This is a genomic window from Saccharothrix sp. NRRL B-16314 (assembly GCF_000716595.1).
GTDB lineage: Bacteria > Actinomycetota > Actinomycetes > Mycobacteriales > Pseudonocardiaceae > Actinosynnema.
Genome location: NZ_JNXC01000009.1, coordinates 70,365 through 91,705 on the forward strand (window position 1 = coordinate 70,365; position 21,341 = coordinate 91,705).

At 68.7% G+C, this 21,341-nt stretch carries 18 protein-coding genes; 5 read left to right on the plus strand and 13 right to left on the minus strand.

The features are described 5' to 3' along the window. Window positions 1-9: 9 nt before the first annotated feature. Window positions 10-663, minus strand: a complete 654-nt coding sequence (locus OQ02_RS16670; protein WP_033439364.1) for a hypothetical protein — start codon at window positions 661-663, stop codon at window positions 10-12. 518 nt (window positions 664-1,181) lie between these two features. On the opposite strand from OQ02_RS16670, the gene OQ02_RS16675 reads away from it, so the two are divergent. After that, window positions 1,182-1,637: a hypothetical protein gene (locus OQ02_RS16675; RefSeq protein ID WP_033439365.1), complete on the plus strand. Its 456-nt coding sequence runs from the start codon at window positions 1,182-1,184 to the stop codon at window positions 1,635-1,637. On the opposite strand, the gene OQ02_RS16680 is transcribed toward OQ02_RS16675, so the two are convergent. The 6 genes from OQ02_RS16680 to OQ02_RS16705 all read right to left on the minus strand — a co-directional run bounded on the left by OQ02_RS16680 (window position 1,627) and on the right by OQ02_RS16705 (window position 9,543). Next, a complete protein-coding gene (locus tag OQ02_RS16680; protein ID WP_033439366.1) occupies window positions 1,627-3,123 on the minus strand; it encodes a serine/threonine-protein kinase in 1,497 nt (498 codons plus the stop codon). The two genes, OQ02_RS16675 and OQ02_RS16680, sit on opposite strands and share 11 nt — an antisense overlap. Window positions 3,124-3,126: 3 nt before the next feature. Beyond that, window positions 3,127-6,177 (minus strand): type I restriction endonuclease subunit R, encoded by a 3,051-nt coding sequence (locus OQ02_RS16685; RefSeq protein WP_033439456.1) that lies wholly within the window; start codon window positions 6,175-6,177, stop codon window positions 3,127-3,129. 146 nt (window positions 6,178-6,323) lie between these two features. Beyond that, the gene (locus OQ02_RS41005; protein WP_081915705.1) at window positions 6,324-7,508 is read right to left on the minus strand and encodes an HNH endonuclease signature motif containing protein; all 1,185 of its coding nucleotides are present in this window, start codon (window positions 7,506-7,508) and stop codon (window positions 6,324-6,326) included. 470 nt (window positions 7,509-7,978) lie between these two features. Then, a complete protein-coding gene (locus OQ02_RS16695) occupies window positions 7,979-8,575 on the minus strand; it encodes a helix-turn-helix domain-containing protein (RefSeq protein WP_156077091.1) in 597 nt (198 codons plus the stop codon). 139 nt (window positions 8,576-8,714) lie between these two features. After that, window positions 8,715-9,044, minus strand: coding sequence for a hypothetical protein (locus tag OQ02_RS16700; protein ID WP_033439368.1), 330 nt, complete (start codon window positions 9,042-9,044; stop codon window positions 8,715-8,717). Between the two features lie 133 nt (window positions 9,045-9,177). Continuing rightward, a complete protein-coding gene (locus OQ02_RS16705) occupies window positions 9,178-9,543 on the minus strand; it encodes a hypothetical protein (RefSeq protein WP_231500071.1) in 366 nt (121 codons plus the stop codon). A 196-nt stretch (window positions 9,544-9,739) separates the two neighbouring features. On the opposite strand from OQ02_RS16705, the gene OQ02_RS16710 reads away from it, so the two are divergent. Together OQ02_RS16710 and OQ02_RS42430 are read left to right on the plus strand one after the other, a co-directional pair. Then, window positions 9,740-10,582, plus strand: a complete 843-nt coding sequence (locus tag OQ02_RS16710) for a helix-turn-helix domain-containing protein (RefSeq protein ID WP_231500072.1) — start codon at window positions 9,740-9,742, stop codon at window positions 10,580-10,582. 12 nt (window positions 10,583-10,594) lie between these two features. Then, window positions 10,595-10,777 carry a DUF397 domain-containing protein gene (locus tag OQ02_RS42430; protein WP_081915707.1) on the plus strand — a complete coding sequence of 61 codons (183 nt, stop codon included), beginning with the start codon at window positions 10,595-10,597 and terminating at the stop codon, window positions 10,775-10,777. Between the two features lie 47 nt (window positions 10,778-10,824). On the opposite strand, the gene OQ02_RS42435 is transcribed toward OQ02_RS42430, so the two are convergent. The 3 genes from OQ02_RS42435 to OQ02_RS16720 all read right to left on the minus strand — a co-directional run bounded on the left by OQ02_RS42435 (window position 10,825) and on the right by OQ02_RS16720 (window position 16,132). After that, complete coding sequence (locus OQ02_RS42435; RefSeq protein WP_231500073.1) at window positions 10,825-12,120, minus strand: restriction endonuclease subunit S; 1,296 nt, start codon at window positions 12,118-12,120, stop codon at window positions 10,825-10,827. Beyond that, window positions 12,117-14,093 (minus strand): type I restriction-modification system subunit M, encoded by a 1,977-nt coding sequence (locus OQ02_RS16715; RefSeq protein WP_033439369.1) that lies wholly within the window; start codon window positions 14,091-14,093, stop codon window positions 12,117-12,119. The genes OQ02_RS42435 and OQ02_RS16715 overlap by 4 nt, the downstream gene beginning before the upstream one ends. Before the next feature lie 62 nt (window positions 14,094-14,155). After that, a complete protein-coding gene (locus OQ02_RS16720) occupies window positions 14,156-16,132 on the minus strand; it encodes an N-6 DNA methylase (protein ID WP_033439370.1) in 1,977 nt (658 codons plus the stop codon). A 128-nt stretch (window positions 16,133-16,260) separates the two neighbouring features. Here OQ02_RS16720 and shbA point away from each other — a divergent pair, with 128 nt between their 5' ends. Next, window positions 16,261-16,845, plus strand: coding sequence for an RNA polymerase sigma factor ShbA (gene shbA / locus OQ02_RS16725; protein ID WP_051772419.1), 585 nt, complete (start codon window positions 16,261-16,263; stop codon window positions 16,843-16,845). A gap of 708 nt (window positions 16,846-17,553) precedes the next feature. Here the strand turns inward: shbA and OQ02_RS16730 are convergent. Beyond that, window positions 17,554-18,690: an amidohydrolase family protein gene (locus tag OQ02_RS16730; protein ID WP_033439371.1), complete on the minus strand. Its 1,137-nt coding sequence runs from the start codon at window positions 18,688-18,690 to the stop codon at window positions 17,554-17,556. Between the two features lie 190 nt (window positions 18,691-18,880). Here OQ02_RS16730 and sigJ point away from each other — a divergent pair, with 190 nt between their 5' ends. Beyond that, window positions 18,881-19,813, plus strand: coding sequence for an RNA polymerase sigma factor SigJ (gene sigJ, locus OQ02_RS16735; RefSeq protein ID WP_033439372.1), 933 nt, complete (start codon window positions 18,881-18,883; stop codon window positions 19,811-19,813). 149 nt (window positions 19,814-19,962) lie between these two features. Here sigJ and OQ02_RS16740 read toward each other — a convergent pair whose 3' ends face one another. Both OQ02_RS16740 and OQ02_RS16745 read right to left on the minus strand, forming a co-directional pair. After that, the gene (locus OQ02_RS16740) at window positions 19,963-20,889 is read right to left on the minus strand and encodes an NAD-dependent epimerase/dehydratase family protein (RefSeq protein ID WP_033439373.1); all 927 of its coding nucleotides are present in this window, start codon (window positions 20,887-20,889) and stop codon (window positions 19,963-19,965) included. Continuing rightward, on the minus strand, window positions 20,886-21,284 hold the full coding sequence (locus OQ02_RS16745; protein WP_033439374.1) for a hypothetical protein: 399 nt from the start codon (window positions 21,282-21,284) through the stop codon (window positions 20,886-20,888). Before OQ02_RS16745 ends, OQ02_RS16740 begins: the two co-directional genes overlap by 4 nt. Window positions 21,285-21,341: the final 57 nt, after the last annotated feature.

Consider the following 21,341-nt stretch of genomic DNA (forward strand, 5'->3'; position numbering starts at 1 on the left):
CCGCACCGGTCACCTCCCACCGACCAGGTCCGCCCCCGCGTCGCCGTACTTGTACTTGTACCAGGTCACGTCGTAGATGTTCTTGTACTTCCACGTCGCCCAGGTGGAGTAGTAGAACGCGAGGTTGGTGTTGGGGATCTCGGCTCTGCCGAAGTAGAAAAGTGGATCGCCGCTTTCGTACGGTCCGATCCCGAAGACGAACGGGCACGGGTAGTTCTGGAAGTAGGGTGCCAGTTCGTCGAACTTCTCGATGTCGAGGGAGATGTTGCGGAACAGGTTGTGGTAATTGTTGTTGACTTTCCACTCGGTCAGGATGAGCGGTGAATCCCTGCTCGGATCGATGACGCCTCCGGCGTTGATCGCGAGATCCACCTTGCGTCTGCCCATCGGGTACTCACGTTTGTAGTGGAAATCCCCGTTGAGGCCTTGCAGGTAGAGCAGGTAGGTCATGAGCGCCCAGTTCTCGTAGCCGCCGCCTCCTTTGATGACGGCGGCTTGCGAGAAGTAGTAGGCCAGGACGGGCTCGTGGAACATGTCCAGCATCCGGTCGAAGATCCAGTCCGGGTCGTACGTCCAGGGTTCGGGCATCGACGTCCTCCGTGACGCCACCGGGCGCAACAATGCGACCCGGAACTTCCAGAAGTGGGTCAGGGTCTCACGCACAACCCGCGTTCGCCTGATGAAGTCCCGACGCGGCGCAGGCCGTCACTCGCGCCACTCGGAAGTGCGTCGCCCGAATGGCGGGCCAGTGCCGCCGGATGCGCGCGATGTGAAGAATGTCGGTCGGCCACCCGTCCGTCAACCCTGCGTGGCGGTCCCATTTTTGCCGGAGCGCGCGCTGAAACCGCATTCATGCGGACTGGTGTGGTGTGGTGCTCACTAACATCGGTGATCGCCGGGGGAAGTCGCCCTGCGAGGGAGTCGTCTTACGGTATTTCCGGATCACGTCGAATGCAAGTGGCCTCCCTGTACGGCCAGGGCGAAGAACTCGGCTCGTTCTTCGACCGCGAGGTGGCCGGGCAATTACCCCTGGCCGGCTGACGGGTCATGACGGGACCGGAGGAACGCGGCCACGGCGAATCGCACAACGTGGTGAGCGGATCGGCCGAAGACGTCGTCCGGGTCCGTGATGTGATCGGGGGCGTGCACTTCCACACCGTTCCGGGCAGCACGCCACCCCGGTGCCGCGACAGCTGCCGGCGAACGTGCGCGGCTTCGTCAACCGCTCCGAAGACCTCAGGCTGCTCACGCTCACCTCGGCGGAAGCGACCGATCGGGTGGTCGTCTGCGTCGTGGTCGGCACTGCCGGTGTCGGCAAGACATCGCTGGCGCTGCGCTGGGCGCACCAGTTCGCCGGCGACTTCTCGGACGGCCAGCTACGCGCGCTGGGCGTGCCCGGCAACCTCGTACCGGCCGACCTGGACGCCCGATCGGCGTTGTTCCGCTCCCTCTTGGCGGGACGCAGATTCCTGATCCTGCTGGACAACGCGGCGTCGCCCACCCGGGCGAGGCCGCTCCTGCCCGGCACCGCCGGTTGCCGGGTGCTGGTGACCAGTCGCGACAAGCTGGCCGACGCCTCGGACGAGGCGGCAGCCCTCTTCTCCACCTTCGAAGATCCAGACGCCCTCAACCGGTGAACCGGCTCACCATCGCGCGCAGCTCGGCCACTCGCGGATGTGCGGGACCAAGGTCCACAAGCAGCGAGCGGACCTGTGCCGCCGCTCTCCGCACGTCGCCTGCCGATGCCTGCAACTTCGCCACCTCCTGGCGCAGTTCGACAACCTCGTCATGCGTGGCGCCGAGCCGCCGCTGTTGGATTTCCAATACCGGATTCAACTGCGCCAGCGCTTCCGGTGCGTGGCCGAGCGCGGCGTGGCAGATCGCGATCTGCAGTCGCCAGTGCAGGACATCCGAGTCGTCGGCAGCCCGCTCGGGCCCGATCTCGGTGACGAGGAGTTCGTACTGCGTGAGTGCGCCGGCGTAGTCGCCCCCGAGCAGCAGGGTGTTCGCGAGTTGCAGTCGGGCGCCTCGCCGCTGGGTGCGCGGGTGGTCAATGGCGCCGACTTGCCCGAGAAGGTGCTCCAGCAGCTCCGCTGCCTGGGTGAACCGACCTGCCATGGCCAGTTCGGCCGCCTCGTCCCGAGTCCCGGCGAAGTCCAAGGCCCGAGGGGCGGCGGGCACTGCCCTGGAGGAGGCGCTGCGGCGGCGTGGGGCGAACGGCCGGCGGTACGGACGGGTGGGGTCGGACGGTCGTGCCGGTTCGTCGGACGGGTTGCTCGATCGCGGCTTGGGCAGGAACGGCAACAGCCGCTCGTACACCTCGTGCGCATCGGCCGGACGATCGTCGGGGGCCTTGGCCAGCAGTCGCAGGACCAGTTCCTCGATCTCGGCCGGCGTGTCGTCGCGGTGCGCCCGCAAGGGCGGCGGCGGGTCTTCCACGTGCTGCCGCATGGCCGGGTAGGTCCCCTCGGCGGTGAACGGCCGGATGCCCGCCAGGAGTTCGTGCAGGATGCAGCCGAGGGAGTACAGGTCGCTGCGCGGGCTGGGCACGCCGCCGAGCACCTGCTCGGGCGACATGTAAGCCGGGCTGCCGATGGCTTCGCCGGTCGTCGTGAGGCGGGTCAGGTCCGTTTCGAGCAGCGTCGCGACGCCGAAGTCCAGCACGGTGACCGTGCCATCCGGCTTGATCATCACGTTGCCGGGCTTGAGGTCGCGGTGGACCAACGACACCGTGTGCGCGGCGGCCAGCACGGACGCGACCTGCGCGGCCACCGCCACCGCCCAGTCCACGGGGACCGGCTGGTGCTGGACGAGGAAATCGCCCAGGTCGATCCCGGGAACGAGCTGCATCACCAGGTACAGCTCGTTGACCTCCGCCCCGGCGTCGAACACCGCCGGCACGCCCGGGTGCTCCACCCGGGCGGTGAGTCGGGCCTCGCGCAGGAACCGCTTCGCGAGGGTCGTGTGGTCCGAGCCGAACGGCAGCACGTCGGGGCGCAGCAGCTTGACGGCGACCGGCCGGTCCAGCCGCTTGTCGTAGCCGGACCACACCTCGCCCATTCCACCGCGCCCGATCGGCGAGGTGAGCTCGTATCGTTCCGCCAGGGTCCGTCGCGCGGTCATGGATCAGGCCACGTCCCGGCGCAGCGACTCGTAGGCGTAGCGGCGGGCGATGCTCTTCAGCTCCGAGTTGAACTGCGGGTCGTCGGCGAACTTCTGCACCGCCTTGGTGTCGTTCTCGATCCGTTCGTACAGCTTGTCCTCGAACACCTCGTCGAAGACGTGCCCGAAGTTCTCCTCGTCGTTGGCGAACGCGGCGGCCCGCACCTGCGGTTCGGCCATCGCCGCTTCCGCCGAGCCGCGCACGATGTCGCTCTCCCCGAGGTTGCTGCCGAACCGCTCGTTGAGCTCGGCGATCAGTTCGGCCAGCGACGCGACGGGACGCTCGTGCTGACCACCGCCGCCGTCCCCGGTGAACCCCGGGAGCACCTGCTCACCCTCGGGGTCGAGCGCGAGGTCGTGCTCGCCGGTCTTGCCGATCCGCAGGTGGGTGAGGTCGACCTGGCCGAGGTCGATGCCAGGGTCCTGTCGGCGCTTCAGCCTCGGCAGGAGCATTTTCCCGTAGACGTAGAGCCGTTCCAGCGTGCGGTCGGTGAAACCGACGACCTGGGCGAGGAAGCCGTACTTGCGCACGTAGTCGCGCAGCGCCGCCCGGAACTCCTCGGCCCGTTCGGCGTCGTCGTCGAGCAGCTGCGCGAACCGGTCACGCGCCGGGTCGGTGTGCCGGTACAGCTCCGCGTGCGCGCGGTCCCACTTCGTCTGGTCTCCGGCGTGCTGCTGCGCCCGCTCGTACTCGGTGGCGAACGCCTCCATCTCCGACTCCACGAGCAGCTGGTGGTCCATCACCGCCCGCTGCGCGTCGTAGATCAGGTTCGGGTCGGTCGGGGTGGTGATCGTCGCTTCGAAGAACGGCCGGAACGCCTGCTGGACGTCCTCGGCCTCGTTGGCGAAGTCGAGGACGAACAGGTCGTCCTGCCCCTTGCGCGGGTGGGTGCGGTTGAGCCGCGACAGGGTCTGCACCGCCGCCACGCCCTTGAGCGACTTGTCGACGTACATCGTGGTCAGCAGCGGCTGGTCGAACCCGGTCTGGTACTTCTCCGCGACCACGAGGAGGCGGTACTCGGGCTTGGGGTTGGCCGCCGCGTTCTCGTCGTCGGCGCGGGTGTAGGCGAACGCCTTGGGCAGCGCCGCCTCGCTGAAGCCGTTCATCGAGTGCTCGGTGACGGTGTCGGAGTCGAGGTTGTCCACCTTCACCTCGCCCGAGAACGCGACGAGCGCGCCGCAGCCCTCGTAACCGCGCATGTCGACGTAGTCCCGGATCTTGCGGAACAGCTTCACCGCGTGCTCGCGGGAGCGCGTCACCACCATCGCCTTGGCCCGACCGCCCAACCGGCCGCGGGTGTGCTTGATGAAGTGCTCCACGATGAGTTCGGCGCGCTGCTCCAGGCTGGCCGGGCTCAGCACCGCGAACCGCGCCAGGGCGGCGCCGGCCTTGCGCTCGTCGACCTCGCGGCCGTCGTCCCCTCCGGTGAGCCGCCAGTAGGTCTTGTAGGTGACGTAGTTGCGCAGCACGTCGAGGATGAAGCCCTCGTCGATGGCTTGGCGCATGGAGTAGATGTGGAACGGGCGCACGGTGTCGCCCGTCCGCACCCCGAACAGCTCCAGCGTCTTGGGCTTGGGGGTCGCGGTGAACGCGAAGTAGGACAGGGTCTCGTGCCGTCCGCGCGCGAGCGCCGCCGCCGTGAGCGGGTCGTGGTCCTCGTCGATGTCGTCGCTGCCGAGCTTGGTCAGCACCCGCTTGAGCGCGGCGGCCGACTCGCCGGACTGGGACGAGTGCGCCTCGTCGACAATGATCGCGAACCGCTTCCCGCGCAGGCCGTCGGCCTTCTCCAGCACGAACGGGAAGGTCTGGAGGGTGACGATCAGGATCTTGGTCGTCTCGCCCGCCAGCGCCGTGCCGACCTGCTCGGACTTCGAGCCCTCCGCCTTGTCGCTGATCTTGGCGACCACGCCCGCGCGGTGCTCGAACTGGTAGATCGTGTCCTGGAGCTGCCGGTCCAGCACCGACCGGTCGGTGATCACGACGACCTTGTCGAAGACCTGTTCGTTGTCCGCCCCGTGCAGGTTGGACAACCGGTGGGCGAGCCACGCGATGGTGTTCGACTTGCCGGAGCCGGCCGAGTGCTGCACCAGGTAGTTGTGCCCGGAGCCGTGCCTGGCGGCGTGTTCGACGAGGCTGCGCACGGCGTGCCACTGGTGGTAGCGGGGGAAGATCAGGTTCCGGGCGTGCGGGCCGGGCTTGCGGCCACCGCGCAGCGGCTCGCCCTCGCTCAGGTGCACGAAGCGGCGGATGACGTCGAGCCACGCCTCCGGCTGCCACACCTCGTCCCACAGGTAGGAGGTCCGGTAGCGACCGGGCTCCGCGGGCGGGTTGCCCGCGCCGCCGTCCTCGCCGGGGCCTTCCGAGCCGGTGTTGAAGGGCAGGAAGCGCGTCTTCTCGCCGGCGAGGCGCGTGGTGAGGAACACCAGGTCGGGGTCGACCGCGAAGTGCACCAGGGTGCGCCTGGCGAACAGCGGTTCGCGCTGGTCGCGGTCCCGGCGGTACTGCTCCTTCGCGTGCTCGACGTTCTGCCCGGTGAGCGGGTTCTTCAGCTCGGCGGTGGCGACCGGGACACCGTTGACGAACAGCGCCAGGTCGAGTTCCTTGCCGCGGTCCCGCTCGGAGTATGCGAGTTGCCGGGTCACCGACAGCCGGTTCTGCTCGTAGCGGACCAGGGCGTCGTCGGCGAGCGTGTGCGCGGGGCGGAAGTAGGCGAGCCGGACCAGGTGCCCCCGGTCACGCACGCCGTGCCGCAGCACGTCCACCGCGCCACGCTTGTCGATCTCCTTGGCGACGTGGCGGGCGAACTGCTGCCGCGCCTCGCCGAGGCTGTCGCCGTAGTGCACCTTGAGCTGGTTCCACACGTCCGCCTGCGTCGCGTTGACGAAGGCGGCCAGCTGCTCGGTGTCCAGACCGAGTTCCCGGTCGTAGTCGTCGCGCCGCCCCCGCTCCCACCCGGCAGCGATCAGGGACGCCTCGATGGCATCCTCGAACGCCCGCTCCGTGTGCACGCCCATGCGCACTTCCTCCCCGGTGGTGACGGCCATTGCCGGCCCATCGGGTCCCATTGTCGGGGTGCCGACCGACGGGCCGCGAACCGCACGTCACAACACGTCGCACCCGGACGCCTCCGCGTTACGGGCGGACCGGTGCGATGTGGGTGTCAGGCCGCGATGGGCATCGGTGGTCGGTGGAGGAGGTTCTGCCGAGGCCTTTGGGCCGGGTCGACGTGACGCGGCGGAATGAACGTCGGCACGCCGCCGGTCATGACGATTCGCCACCGCGAGTGGTGGATGAGGGAGTGGTGGGTGCGGCACAGCAGGGTCAGTTTGTCCAAGTCCGTGGTGCCTCCGTCGGCCCAGAATGTGACGTGGTGCGCGTCACACCACTTCGGTGGCCGGGTGCATGATGGGAAGGCACATCCCCGGTCGCGGGCGTGCAGTGCCTTGCGCTGCGCGACACTCACCGTCCGCTTGGTCCGCCCCAGGTCCAGCACCTCGGACCCGCCACCCATCACCACCGGGATCACTTTCGCGTCGCACGCGATCCGCCGAGCCTGAGCCGCACTCACGTAACGGTCACCGTCCAGCACCGCATGCCCCACCCCGCGCCGCAACGTCTCGAGATCCACCGTCACGCTGATGTGCGGGCGTTCCCCGGCCTCCGACGGCAGATCCCCCGACCGCGACGCCAGCGACACGATGTCGGCGAACGCCTCACCGAACCGGTGCGCCCGGTCCTTCGGCCCCTCCGGCCGAGGCGTCGCCAACGGCTCCAGCATCGCGGTGAACCGCGCCCCCGTCTCCGCCGACACCTCACCCCAGAACTCCACCCGCCCACCCGGCAGATCCCGCACGTACAGCACGTCCGCCGACTCCGCCGCAGGCTCGTGCAACTCGTCCACCGAGTCCTGCGCGATCCGGTCCCGGATGCGGTCGGCGAGCTGCCGGACCACCTTCGGCTCCACCGACCCGGCCGCCTCGACCAGGATTTCCTCAGACCAGTCCGGCAACTTCAGTGTCGTGAACGCCCGCGTCAACTCCCGCAGATGACCGTCCGACAAGTCCCCTTCCGCCAAACCGGCCCCGGCGACCCGGTGCAAGGGCGGCAACGACTGCCCGATGGGCGTGGTCGACGGCAGGAACAACTCCACCTGCACGACCCACTGCTTCACCTCCACCGGATTCGCCCGCACCAACCGCCGGTACGCATCCAGGTCGTAGCCGCACCGCAACACCTGCGCCAACAGCTCCAACCGCCGCCGGTGCAACGCCCGCGCGGACGCCTCGACCGCCGCGACGGCGGTGAACACGTCGTCCTCGGTCAGCAGCACAGGCGAAACATCCATACCCCCAAACTAATCGAACAACCATTCGCAGTTCATCACTCGACCAGGTACAACGCCCGACCACCATCGACCGCGCACCGCGATCGATCCCGCACGGACGAGGGATTCCGCCCGGCAACCGTGGGATTTTCGTTGGAACATAGACGCTGCGGTGCGTGCTCGCACACCTTCTCCTTGCACCGCAGGGATTTTTCCCCGGCTTTGCGGCTCGCCACCGGGAAGCTGTGGTGATCAGGTGCAGGCCACGCGCCGCGCCCCTGGTGCTCACGCGATCACGGGAAGTCGCTCGACTGCCGCGCCGAGCTGCCGACCAGGCGCGGTGACCGCGCCGACCAGGGCTCGAGTGTCCTACGACCCGGCCCTGCGCCCCCGTCATGCCTCCCGCACGGTCGTCGGCGCGTTCACCACACGCTGTCGGGATCGCAGGAGGCGTTCCAGGTACTCCTGCCAAAGCTTCTCTTCCACCGGGATCAGGCGGGGTACGTGGTGCCCGTGAACTCGGCCAGCTCTTCGAACAGCCTGTCGGCGGCCAGCAGGTGCGCTTGTTCCTCGGTGAAGTGCGCCGCGTGCACGTAGGGGTAGAGGACGACCGCCAAGCCGGCGGGCAGGCGGAAGCGGGTCAGCGGGTGGTGCTCGATGCCGGGGTACAGGCCTGCACCGCGCCGGATCAGGCGCACGGCGACGTCGTGCCGGTAGACAACGGCGTCTTCCAGCACGTAGGCGGTGCAGCGGTCCGGTCCGAGCCGTTCGAGGGCGGGGTGGATGCCCAACGGTGCGAAGATGTCGATTCGGTTCGCGTTGCGGCACAACGCGTTGACGACGCCGGTGGCCAGGGTGCCCCACGGGCACCGCACCTCCGGCTCCGGCGACGCGAGGTCCGGGAGGCGGGCGCTGACACCGCCCTCCTGGCGCCGCACCGTGTCGGGTTCCTGGCCGACGAGGGCGGCGAACTCGGGCACGGTCAATCCGGCGGCCTCACGGACGCGGCGCAGTTCGGCGCCGAGCAGGCGGCTGCGCAGCGTCGGCCCGGGAACCGAAGTCGGCGGCTGATCGTCGGGGCTGGTCATGTCCATTGCTCCTTCGTGCGTTCCATTGGTTCACAGGGGTGGGCGAGGGGACGGCAGGGGTGCGGAGGTCCTGCCAACCCCGGTGACCGGCCCGATCCGCGCTCCGCGCCCACGGCTCGGCTTCCCCCGGGCACGGCGGTCACCTGGCGTCCTCGACCGCGCCGGCGGGCACGCCACCGGACACCAGCACGGTCAGGTCGGAGGTCGACACCATCAGCGACTGGCCCGTCCCGTCGATCAGCACCGGGAACGCGCACGACTTCCAGCAACCCTCGTACGGCTGCACGGTGCCCCGGCGTCCGTCGCGCATCAGCACGCGTGTCCCGGGTCGGGGCCGTCCACCCGTGCCCGTGTCGTGGTCGTCCCACCACGTCGACGCGTCGCCGCCAACCCGAGGCCGGATGCTCATGATCGCCCCGCCCGGCTCGGCACGTCCGGTGCCGTCGGTGTTCCCGGACAGCGCGCGCACGGGCCGATTCGACCGCTGATCGTCCTGTGCGGTGAGCCCATCGCCAAGCACTGCAACACAAGCAGCCCGCCTGAAGCGCAGGCACAGCACGTACTCGGGGGAGTGCCAGTCTTAGGCCGCACACCCGGTCGCATCAGTGATGGGTGGTGTGGTCGGGTGCGCTGCCGATGACCAGGCGTGGCGCGCCGGGGTCCCACGGCGCGGGCAGCTCCAGCAGGGCGTCCACGACGCTGGTGAGGTCGCCCTCCCGATACCAGAGCAGGCCGCCTTCGCAGTCGACGCGAACGCCGAGGACGTCGGTGTCCATGCGGATGCGGATCGCGTCCACGACGGGGGAGTCGGGCCAGGCGCGCAGGCCGTGCAGCTCCACGGGGTTGCCGTCGTCGTCGAGCGGCGGTCGGAGCCACCGCCAGTCGGAGCCGCGCATCCGCAGCAGCGAGCGCAGCGCGGGCCAGCGGCGCAGGCCGACGGAGAGGTCCAGGTCATCGGTGGTGATCACGGCGGTTCCCGGTGGATTCGGCAGTGGGTGGCTGAAGGGAGCGACCGCAAGGCGGCCGAAGCAAAGTGGCCGATGTCCGAGGGGTCGGCGACTTGACCAACGAGGTGACATCGTCTACTAGACCAGTGTCGTCTAGTAGACGCAAGCACTCCGCCCTGATCGAGTGGCGGTGTGGTGACGGTGAGCTGTGCGTAAGGTGCTGATCGTGGGCAAATCTGCTGGTACGCCGCGTACCCGTGCACTCGCGGTAGCGCTGCGCCGGTTGGTGACCGACTCAGGGCTTCCGGTGCGCGAACTGGGGAAGCGCGTCGGGGTCTCTCACGGCACGATCAGCCTGTGGACAAATGGGAAACTTATACCCAAGGTGTCTCAGATTGACGTGCTGATGCAAGTGCTCTGCGTGCCCGACGTCGAACGCCATCGCATTCGGGAGTTGACAGAGCACGCGCGCGAGCAGGACTGGCTTACGATTGGACAACCGGGCGTCACCGAACAACTGGCGGTTGTGCTGGAGTGCGAGCGCACCGCCAAGTACGCTACAGACTGGGCGCCTGACGTAATCCCTGGACTTCTGCAGACCGGTGATTACGCGAGAACCATCCTCGGTCGGCGCAGCGACCTGCCCAACCTCGATGCCCGTGTAGCGCTGCGAGTCGGACGTCGCGACGTGCTCACTCGGGCCGTGAGGCCCTTGCAGTTGACAGCGCTGGTCGGTGAGAAGGCCATCCGCTACTGCATTGGTTCGCCCACCGTGCGCAACCACCAGTTGCGTTACTTGCTGACTATGGCAGAAGCTGAGACGGTCACCATCAGGGTCGTGCCGCTGGGGCACGAGTGGCATCCAAGCCGGATGGGACCGTTCATCGTCTATGAGTTCGAGGATGATCCACCGATTGTTCATCTGGAGCACCACCGGTCTGGAACATTCCTCTACAACGAGAACGACGTAGAGGAATACCGGGCGATCGCTGTGGAAACCGGCGAGCGGGCGATGACTCCAGAGAAGAGTGCCGCTTTCATTGCAAAGCATGTCAAGTGAGGAGTGGGAGTAATGGAAGAGCCACGTTGGAGAAAGTCGTCCCGATCCGGTGAAGAGTCGAGCTGCGTCGAACTGGCGCACACACTGAACATGGTTCGGGACTCGAAGAATCCCACCGGGCCGACGTTGCGTTTCGGTCCGGCTCGCTTGGCGGTCTTCCTGTACGACGTGAGCACCGGTCGTCTTGACGGCTGATCGACCATGGGCCGCGCCTGGTATATTCAGGCGCGGCACCCTTCGGACTATTTTGTCTCGGGCCGCGCCGTTTTCACATCGAGTTGCCCGGTGACGGCTGCAGTGATTAGCGCCTGCTTGCGCTCTGCAAGCAGAGCGAGTTGCCGGCCTACGGCGTCCATCAGGCGGTCAATTCGGTCATTCTCATCGCGAATATTCGCAACAATTTCCCGCTGCTCACTCAAAGGCGGCAGTGGTATGCGGAGCGACTGCAAGTCGGGAAAGTAGATCGTCTTGTGTGTTGATCCCGTAGCCAAGCGCTGCAGTAGGTCGGTGCGCATCGCGCGCAGGCACCAAAGTAGGTAGTACGGTTCCAACTTAGGTCCGCATATCCAGGTAGCGAAGTCCTGGCTAGTAGCCATCGAGGCTCCCATCACAGCAGAAAAACCTGCTGACGCCGCCGTTCGGCACAGTACGACGGTGCCTGTGGGGCACAATTCTGCGGCGCTGTTCGCGAGGCCGATGGTACTGATATTTTCTCGCGTGTGGAAGATGGTTTCTTTTCTATCATTGCGAACTTGGGCGACCTCGCCGGTGGTAATCCATGGAATATCGCATTTCGTCCACCATTCGGGGCGAGACCGGCTGGGAGTGTGTCCGCTTCCGATCTTCGCCACGAATGCAAGTTTCACTGATTCCCAATTTGTGGGAATCGAGTCCAGCCAAGCGATTTCCGATGGCTTGCGCGAAGAAGTGGAGGATCCGGAAATTAGCTCACTTATTGCTGAAATCCTTCGTTGGGTGAGCAGTTTGCGCACATTGGAATGCGCTATAGCGATTTGATCTATGTGGCTTACTTGGGCATCAAGGAATTCTGTGATGCGCCGCTGTTCGTCCAGGGCGGCCACCGGCATAGGTGTAGCACGCATGCGCTCGCGACTAAGTTCAATCTGGTTTGTCGCGCCCGTGATCAAGGTTTCGAACATCAGCTTTTGGAAGGATTCGCTCTTCAAATAGTAGTAGCCGAATCGCGGTTCCACCTGGCGTGGATCGAACCGGACGACCGTAACGTGTCCATCTGCGACGCATGGGCGCGAATCTGGAGGGGAGTCGAACCAGCCAATACGGCCGAGGGTGCCCGTGCCTGTCGAGTTCACCAGGGAATCCCCCGGCTGCAGGTACCCTTTGATCTTCCGGGCGTCTCCGATGTGCGAATGGAATCTAGTGCGGTTCCAATCCAGGCCGGACTCCTGGTTTGCTGCTTGGCTTACCATTCGAACTGGGCCGTCATCGCTATAATCTGGCGCTGTTCCGCGATTTAGTATGTGCGTCACATGTCGGAGCGGGATGTAGTTCCAGGTCACTCCGTCACCTCGCTCAGCAGGCGCTGGATCTGGGCTTCCAGGTCCTTCAACTCGGCGTCGATCTCTTCAAGTAGCCTCGGCGGTACGTACTTGTAGAAGTAGCGCGTGAACTGGATTTCGTAGCCCACCTTGGTCTTGGTGTGGTCGACCCAGGCGTCCGGCACGTGCGGCAGGACTTCGCGGGCCATGTACTCGTCGATGTCCTCGTCCAGCGGGACGTTCTCGTTGTCGCGCAGGTCCGGGTCGGGGACCGGGTTGCCCTTGCTGTCGGTCTGCAACTCGCCCTCGGGGTCGCTCACCGAGGTCGCTCCCCACACCGCCTTGTCCACCCCGACAGGTAGCTTGCCGAGCGGGACCAGCGTTTCCTTCAGCGTCTTCGCGAAGTCGACCTTGCGGAACGCGGCCGGACGGCCGACCAGCCCGCGCAGCGCTGTGATCAGCTTCTCCCGGCTCTCGTACTTCGCCAGGGGCTTGGCCACTTCCAGCTCCGCCAGCGCTTCCTCGGTCACCTCGAAGCGCAGCTTCAACGGCCGCTCCACCGTGATCCGGTGGTAGCCGAAGTCCCTGGGCGCGAAGACCTTCACCTTCTCGTGCATCGGGTGGTCGGCGTCCTCGGCGGCGGTCAGCGCTTCCCCGTACAACGCCGTCAACTTGGCGATGTCCTCGTCCGGGATGACCTTGCGCTTGTCGCCCAGCGACTTGCGCATCTTCGACCAGTGCTCCCGCGCGTCGAGCAGGATCACCTTGCCCCTGTGCGCCTCGTCCTTGCGGTTGGTGAGAATCCAGAAGTAGGTGGAGATTCCGGTGTTGTAGAAGAGCTGGTCCGGCAGGGCGACGACGGCTTCCAGCCAGTCGTTCTCCAGAATCCACTGCCGGATCTTCGACTCGCCCGACTCGGCGGCACCGGTGAACAGCGGTGAGCCGTTGAAGACGATCGCGAGGCGCGAGCCGCCCTGCTCCGGCTTCTTCATGTGGTGGACCATGTGCTGGAGGAACATCAGCGAGCCGTCGTTGATGCGCGGCAGCCCGGCGCCGAACCGGCCGGCGAAGCCGATCTTCGCCTCGGTTTCGACGTCGTCCTTGACCTTCTTCCACTCCACGCCGAACGGCGGGTTGGCGAGCAGGTAGTCGAACGTCTTGCCGTAGTGCTTGTCCTGGCTGAACGAGTTGCCGAGCTTGATGTTCGACGCGTTCTCGCCCTTGATCATCATGTCGGACTTGCAGATGGCGTAGGACTCGGCGTTGAGCTCCTGGCCGTGTGGCACGACCTTGGCCTGCGGGTTGTGCTCCAGGATGAAGTCCTCGGCGGCGGTGAGCATGCCGCCCGTCCCGCACGCCGGGTCCAGCACGGTCTTCACCACGCCCGGTGTCACGAGGTCCTGCTCGTCCGGCGCGAGGAGGAGGTTGACCATCAGCTTGATGACCTCGCGCGGCGTGAAGTGCTCACCGGCGGTCTCGTTCGAGATTTCCGAGAACCGCCGGATCAGCTCCTCGAACGCGTAACCCATCTGGTGGTTGTCCACCGCTTCCGGGCTGAGGTCGATCTCGGCGAACTTCGAGGCCACCTGGTAGGTCAGGCCGGCCGCGTCGAGGCGACCCAGCTGGGCGGTGAACTCGTAGGCGTCGAAGATCTCCCGGGCGTTCTCGGAGAACGCCCCGACGTAGGACTTGAGGTTGCTCGCGACGTTGTCCTGGTCGCGCACCGCGGACTGGAAGTCCAGCTTCGACGTGTTGTAGAAGCTCAGCCCGCCGGTGGCGCGCTTGAGCATGTCGAGGTTCTGCACGCCCTGTTCGGCCAGCTTGGCCTTGCGCTCCAGCACCGCGTCCTTGGTCGGCGCGAGCACGCAGTCGAGTCGGCGCAGCACCGTGAACGGCAGGATCACCTTGCCGTACTCGGATTGCTTGTAGTCGCCGCGCAACAGGTCGGCCACCGACCAGATGAAGCCTGCCAGCTTCGTGTGCGTGCTGCTCACAAAATCTCCCTCAGGGGTTTGGCACAACGCAAAGCATGTCGTCGGTGGAGCAGAGGACGTTTCTACTCGGGTGGCTCCACGGCGCCGCGAGCGAGTCCCTCGGTCAACTGGTGGGTCAGGTCCGCACTCAGCGCGGCTGCGCGGTTCAGTCCCGCCTCGAACGCCTCAAGTCGCCGGAACGCGGCTCCGAGCCGCTGTTGCCGGTCCAGGGCGAGCACGGGGATCTCGGTCCGCCGCACGTCGACCCGGTGCACGCCCGAGACGGTCGTCCCGCCGGTGCGGGGGCCGGTGTTCGCGCGGATCTGGCCGGCGAGGAAGTGGACGTCCAACCGGCTCGGGTCCACCCGGATGAGTTGCAGGTTGGGGCCGAGCACCAGGTCGTCGCTGTCGATCACCCGCGTCCGGGGCCGCCCGTCGCCCGCCGCCACGAGCGGCACCACCAGGTCGCCGGGGCGCAGGCGGATCGGGTCGTCGTCCTCCGAGCCGACGAAGTGCGCGACGGGTTCCCCGCCGGTCGCCACGTCCCGGCCGGTCAGCACCAGCGGACCGACGCCGTTCTCGTCGGTGGGCAGCGGTCCCATCCGGTGGCGCACGACCAGCGCGCCGGCGCGGGCGAGGTCGTTGACCGTCGTGGTGGCGCGGGTGCCCGGCGTCGTCCCGTGGAACTCCGGCAGCAGCCCGCCCAACTCGTCCAGCAGGAGCGTGAGATCACGCCGGGCGCGGTCGAGCGCACGGGGGTCGAGGGTCGACTGGGGCTGGGGGAGGTGCCGGGCGGGCATGAGGTTGACGTCCTCGTCCAGCAGATCGATCGACTCGACGGCACGCTGCCTGCCGGCCAGTTCGGAAACCGACCCCGTCTCGCGGAACTCGCGCCAGGCCGCCAGCACTTCGTCGCTCAGCGCGGGCCAGTCCACCTGGCCACGGCGTGCCGGCTGGTGGTGGCTCACGTCCACGAGGAGCACCGGGCCGACGCCGCCGGCGTCCGGCTTGCGCAGCACCCACAGGTGGATCGGGATGCCGGTGGACATCAGCACCCCCGCCGGAAGCGCGATCACCGCCCGGACGACGCCGCGCCGCACCATCGCCTGCCGGATCGCCCGGCCCGACCGGCGGAACGCCACGCCGGCGGGGAGCGCCAGCACCACCATGCCGCCCGGCTTCACGTGTGCGAGGCAGTGCTGCGCCCACGCGAGTTCCGGCTCGCCCTTCACCGGGAAGCCGTACTCCCACCGAGGGTCGATCCCCAGCTCCTCGTGGCCCCAGTCCCGATAGCCGAACGGCGGGTCGCACACCACCGAGTCGGCCTGGAGCCCGGTGAAGGCGTCGGCGCGCAGCGCATCACCGGCCTCGATGTCGACGGCGGCGTACGCGGTGTCCTGCCCGTTGGTGTCCGGTTCGTTGGTGTTTCGCCCAGGGAGTTCCTGCCCGTGGAGGTCCTGTCCGGGAGAGAGCCGGGCGCGGGCGAGCCGGGCCAGGGCAGGGTTGATCTCCTGCCCGGCGAGTCGGGCTGCGCCGGCCTCGCTCGCGGCGCGCAGGGTGTTGCCCGGTCCGCACGCCGGGTCGAACACGGTGCCGGTGACCGGCGCGGCGAGCGCCACCATGAGCCGGGCCAGGCCGGCCGGTGTCACCAGGTGCTGGCGCTGCTGTCGCTCGAACGCGCGCCCAGCCAGTGACTCGATGAGCTCGTCGGGTGAGAAGTCGGCCAGGTCGTCGAGCAGGTCCCGGACCTGCTCGGGGGGCTCGGCGGAGTCGGGGTCGCGCAGGTGGGTCGCGATGTCCGCGACGAGGTCCACCGGGTCCGCGTCGCCCCGGCCGGCGTCCAGGGCGAGCCACAGGGCGTCCGCCGGGTGGCCGCCGACGGGCTTGCCCTGCCTCCGCAGCCAGCGCTCGACCTCGTCCAGGCGGAACGCGGGTGATCCGCCGGAACTCACCGGCTCCGGGAAGTCGGCGTGCCTCCTGCGCCAGTTGCTCACCGCGGCCCGGCCGACGTTCGCCAGGCGCGCGATCTCCGCGGCTGTGACCAGAGCGTCTTCGGACATGCGCCACCTCTCACCGGAACGGTCGTGAGCCTACCATCCGGCGTAAAGATTGTTGACTGTGTACACAAGAGATGCTTGCATGTGTACGTCAACACGACAATCGCTGAAACGCTCATTGGGGGCCTCGGGTGACCTGTCACAGAGACTCCGGTGTCGACCTCGACGGCCTGGCCCGCGCTGCCGCCGGAGGAGACCGGAGATCGACGAACGACCTGCTGGCCGCGCTGCGGCCACGGGTGATCCGCTACTGCCGAGGACGCGTCGGCAACAACGTCACGGCCTCCGCCTCGGCTGACGACGTGGCCCAGGACGTCCTCCTCGCGGTCCTGACCTCACTGCCGCGCTACCGCGATCAGGGGCGGGGGTTCGCCGCGTTCGTCTTCGGGATCGCCGCGAACAAGGTCGCGGACTTCTACCGCAAGGCAGGCCACGGCCGGACGACCCCGATGGCCGACCTGCCGGACGGCGCACACGCCGAGCCCGGACCCGAGCAGGTGGCGTTGCGGGCGGAGGAGCGGCGGAAGCTGGCGCAGCTGCTCGACGTGTTGAGCGATTCCCAGCGGGACGTCCTGGTCTGCCGTGTGGTGGTCGGGCTGTCCGCCGACGAGACCGCCGACCTGCTGTCGACGACGCCCGGCGCGGTCCGCGTCGCCCAGCACCGCGCGCTGACCAAGCTCCGAGGCCTGCTCGCCGACCGGGCCGAAGCCGCCTGACGGTTCCTGGTGACCTGCCCTTCGACGGTCGGGAGCGAGATCGCCACGTCCGGTCGCACACCTGCGCCGGCGAGCCGACGAGGTCGTCCGGCAGGGTGCCCAGAACCAGATGCCCCTCCACCCGTGTCCGCCCGACGCCGGTCCGGCCCACGGCGTCGGTCGAACCCGGGTCCGGCGTCGGCGGCTGCGGGAGCGCTGGTAGGGCGAGAGCGCTGGTCGGGCGAGGGCGGGGTGAGAGCGGGGCCGTCCGTCGTGGACAGCCACCCCGCCGACGCGCGACTGGCCGAGCACATCCGCAGCACCCTTGCCGGGAACTCGCGCTTCCCGCAGATGCGGAACCCGGGTGCCGTCGGCGGCCACGCCGAGGACCGCAAGACGATCGGCCACCCGTCCTCGGCGACATCACCGCGGACTGCGACGTCCTGGTCGACACCGACACCGACCTCAAGATCGTCGTCTACACCGCCGCCCCCGGCAGCGAGGACGAGACCAAGCTCGAACTGACGCGCGTGGCCGGCCACCAGACCGCGTGAGCGGTGGCAGGCCCGGAGCCGGACGTGATCCAGGCGCCTCGAACGCGATGACGCCTCCCACGTCACTCGCACCCGAGGCGCCCGGTGCCCGACCCCCACCCCGACGACGGTGACCGCGTCTCACCGCCGCACCCGGCCAGGCAGGCGGGCCGCGACCTCGAACGCCGTCGCGGTGCTACCGGGACTGGCGGACGCCGCGGCGCCACACCTCGGCGATCGCGGCGGTGGCGGCGATGTCCCGGGTCGGGTCGCCGTCGACGAGGATGAGGTCGGCGCGCAACCCCGGTGCGACGCGGCCACGATCGGCCAGCCGGAAGTGCCGTGCGGGCACGGAGGTGGCCGCGGCGAGCGCTTCCTCGTTGCCGAGCCCGGCCTCCGTGAGCAGTGCGAGCTCGCGGTGCACGGCGGCACCGTGCACGGGGGCGAACGGGTTGGCGTCGGTGCCCGCCAGCAGCGGCACGCCGGCTCGGTGCAGGATCCGGGCGGCGTGGACGGCGTTCTCGGCGCAGCCGGGCAGCGCGTGGTCGGCCGATCCCGTCTGCCCGGTGATCGCCTCGAAGTAGGCGAGGGTCGTGACGACGAACACGCCCTGCGCGGCGATCCGGGCGGCCAGGTCGTAGCCCACGGGGTCTTCGGGTCCCGCGTCGGCGAACACGTGCGCCAAGCCGTTGACCCCGGCGTCCAGGGCGACGGCCACCTCCCGCGCGGTGATCGCGTGGGCGATGGCGAGCAGCCCGTTGTCGTGGGCGGCCTCGACGAGCGCGGCCACCACCTGCGGCGTCAGCGCGGGAAGCCGGGCGCCGTGCACCGCGCCGTCGTCGACGACGATCTTCAGGTAGTCGATCCCCTCGGCCAGTCGTGCTTCGACGAACCGCCTGGCCTGTCCGGGATCGGCGATGGTGTCGAACCCGCCGACGGCATCGCCGAACGCTTCCAGGGTCGAGGCGTCGAACCCCTCCATCAGCTGGCTGGGGTGCCCGCCGGGGGCGGTGGCGAGCATCCCGGCACTGCGCAGGTCCGCCACGTCGTCGCCCGCGGCCAGTTCCCGCTGCCTGGACAGGTTGCCGGGCAGGCAGAACATGTCCAACTCGGTGGTGACGCCGTAGGCCAACGCCTGGGCCAGGCTGCCGTCGAAGGTGTGCGTGTGCGCGTCGATCAGACCGGGAAGCAGGGTCTTGCCGGAGCCGTCGACCTCGACGTCGGCCGGGCGGCCGTCGGGTTCGGCGATGCGGTCTCCCTCGATCAGCACGTCGGTGCGCGGGATGGTCCGCCCACCGTCGAACACCCGTGCACCACGGATCACAGTACGCATCGGTCCTCCTGGGTGTGGGGTGCCGAGACGGGCCGCCTCGGCGTCACGTGACCCAAGAGGCGGGTCGGGGCTCCGGGTGTGACACGGGCAGCCGGTCCTGGAGGCGTAGATCACAATCATCGCGACCGCGTCACACTCGCGCCGCCGACGCACCTCTCATGACGGGAACCGGCAGAGGAGGGCGTCCACCATGACCGAGCAGCCCGTGCACGCGGCCACCGACCACGCGACCCGGGTGTTCGTCGACCACCGGGAACTGCTGTTCTCGGTCGTCTACAACATCCTCGGCAGCGTCGCGGACACCGAGGACGTGCTGCAGGAGACCTGGCTGTCCTGGGCGGCCCGGACCCGTCGGCCCGCCGCCCGGCAGGTCGACAACCCGCGTGCCTACCTCGTGCGCATCGCGGTGAACCACGCGTTGGCCAAGCGCGTCGAGATCGACCGGCGGCGGGAGACCTACGTCGGGCAGTGGCTGCCCGAACCGGTGATCACCGCGCCGGCGGACACCGGCGGCGGAAGCGACGCGGCGGACGCGGCGGTCCGCGCCGACTCCGCGTCGATGGCGCTGCTCGTGGTACTGGAAACCCTGACCCCGGCAGAGCGCGCCGTCTTCGTGCTGCACGAGGTGTTCGGCTACCCCCACACCGAGATCGCCGAAATACTCGGCCGCAGCCCCGCCGCGGTACGCCAGCTCGCACACCGCGCGCGCGAACACGTGCACGCCCGCCGTCCGCGCTATCACGCCGACCCCAGGCTGCGCCGCGAGGTCACCGAGCGGTTCCTGTCCGCCGCGCTCGGCGGTGACATGGAAGCACTCCTCCAGCTCCTCGCGCCGGACGTGACGCTGTGGACGGACGGCGGCGGGAAGGGACCGGCCACCAGCCTGCGGCCGATCCACGGCCGGGACGCCGTCGCCGGCACCCTGCTGGCCGTCGCGGCCGGCGTCGGCGACAACTTCGCCATCCGCCACCGGTGGGCCAACGGCGACCCTTCCGCGGTGCTGTTCGACGAGGGATCGCCCCTCGCCGTCCTCGTCCTGGACCTGACACCCGACAGCCACCAGGTGTGCGGGGTCTACTCGGTCACCAACCCCGACAAGCTCGCGCGGATCGAGAACCCCTGAGCGCACGGGTTCGGACCCTTGCCGCCGCAGCGATCATGGCACCATCGGGGTTCCGGTCCGGACGGCGGTGAAGGGCAGCGTGGGGCAGCGACCACCGGCCCGGTCAACGGTCGCGGCTGTTGATGTTGCCGCCGGGTGGCGGCCCACGGCTATCGTGCGCCCGGCTGGATCGCGGCGAGTCCTTCGCGGATGCCGGGGTAGGCGGGAGCCCAGCCCATTTCGTGCTTGGCTTTGGCGTTGGCGAGGCGGATGCGAGTGCCGACCATGAGCGCGTACAGGTAGGGCAAAGCCCTGAGCACCCCGCCGGGCACCGAACGCGGGGGCGGGGCTCCTGCGGTCTCGGCCATCGCCTTGATGTAGTCCCCGAAGTCCACGGGGTGGTCGTCGACGATGTTGTACGCCTGCCCGGGGCGCCCGCGGTCGAGTGCGGCGACAGTGGCGGAAGCGGCGTCGTGGAGGTGGATCGGCGGTACGGTCCCCGCGCCGCGCAGTGCGGGGACCAGGCGTCGGCGGGTGAGCTCGACAAGCTTCAAGGTCATCGGGTCCGGGCCGTAGAACATGCCGTAGCGCAACGCTATCCCCGACGCGCCGAGGACCTGGTCCTCGTTGGCGCGCATCGAGCGCATGTGCCTGTCCGTCGCCCGGTGGCCAGTCGGCTCGGCGAAGGGATGTTCCTCGGTGAGCGGGTCCGGGCCGTGGTCCCGGTAGCCATAGCCGAGGAAGAACGACTGCGTGATGAAGCGCCCCGACCCGATGACCCGAGCGGCCTCCAGCAGGTTCGTCGTGCCCTGCTCGCGGAGGTCGTCCGTGGCGTGGAGGGACCGGTGGAAGAGCGGCACACCGGTGATCGCGGTCGCCTGGTGGATCACCGCGTCCGCCGCCACGCCATCTAGCGCTCCGAGCAGGTCGTCACGGTCCATCAGGTCCGCGATGACCGGACGTGCGCCGCACGTCGACAACCGGGCGGCGCCGGCAGCGGACCTGGTCAGCCCGAGCACTTCGTGACCCGCCCGCAGCAGCCGCGGCACCAGCACGGACCCGATCGCGCCGGTCGCCCCGGCGAGCAACACCCTCATGCGGTGCTCTCCGCTGCCGGATCGCGCCGCCGCGTCACCCGCAACCGGGCGGTCAGGCCGATCGCGGCCACCGTCGACAGGACCAGCAGCTGCCAGGCGTCGGAGGCGTGGCCGCCCAGGTCGAGGTCCATCGCGTGGTTGACGGCGTGGAGGGTGTTGGTGAGCAGGAAGCCCGCCAGCCCGACGGCCAGGACGTCGCGCCACCACAGCGCCACGAGCAGCATCAGGCCGATACCGATCTGGAAGACGCCTGCGTCGTGCAGGAAGTGGACGTGGTTCGGCCAGTTCGCCCACTCGGCGAAGTTCGCCGGGCTCACCCACGCCCAGGCGCCGGTCACCAGCATGGACAGCGCCGCCGTCACGACCGCACCGCCCACCACCGATTGTGTTCTCATGACGATCCCCTCGGGGAGACGAACCGTATCGGATCGCGACAGTACGCTCCGGCGGCC

Coding starts and splice junctions, on each gene's coding strand:
- sigJ (WP_033439372.1), top strand. CDS start 18,881: ATGACCGAGCAGCCCGTGCACGCGGCCACCGACCACGCGACCCGGGTG.
- OQ02_RS41005 (WP_081915705.1), bottom strand. CDS start 7,508: ATGGATGTTTCGCCTGTGCTGCTGACCGAGGACGACGTGTTCACCGCC.
- OQ02_RS16745 (WP_033439374.1), bottom strand. CDS start 21,284: ATGAGAACACAATCGGTGGTGGGCGGTGCGGTCGTGACGGCGGCGCTG.
- OQ02_RS42430 (WP_081915707.1), top strand. CDS start 10,595: ATGGAAGAGCCACGTTGGAGAAAGTCGTCCCGATCCGGTGAAGAGTCG.
- OQ02_RS16740 (WP_033439373.1), bottom strand. CDS start 20,889: ATGAGGGTGTTGCTCGCCGGGGCGACCGGCGCGATCGGGTCCGTGCTG.
- OQ02_RS16695 (WP_156077091.1), bottom strand. CDS start 8,575: ATGACCAGCCCCGACGATCAGCCGCCGACTTCGGTTCCCGGGCCGACG.
- OQ02_RS16685 (WP_033439456.1), bottom strand. CDS start 6,177: ATGGGCGTGCACACGGAGCGGGCGTTCGAGGATGCCATCGAGGCGTCC.
- OQ02_RS16720 (WP_033439370.1), bottom strand. CDS start 16,132: ATGTCCGAAGACGCTCTGGTCACAGCCGCGGAGATCGCGCGCCTGGCG.
- OQ02_RS16730 (WP_033439371.1), bottom strand. CDS start 18,690: ATGCGTACTGTGATCCGTGGTGCACGGGTGTTCGACGGTGGGCGGACC.
- OQ02_RS16680 (WP_033439366.1), bottom strand. CDS start 3,123: ATGACCGCGCGACGGACCCTGGCGGAACGATACGAGCTCACCTCGCCG.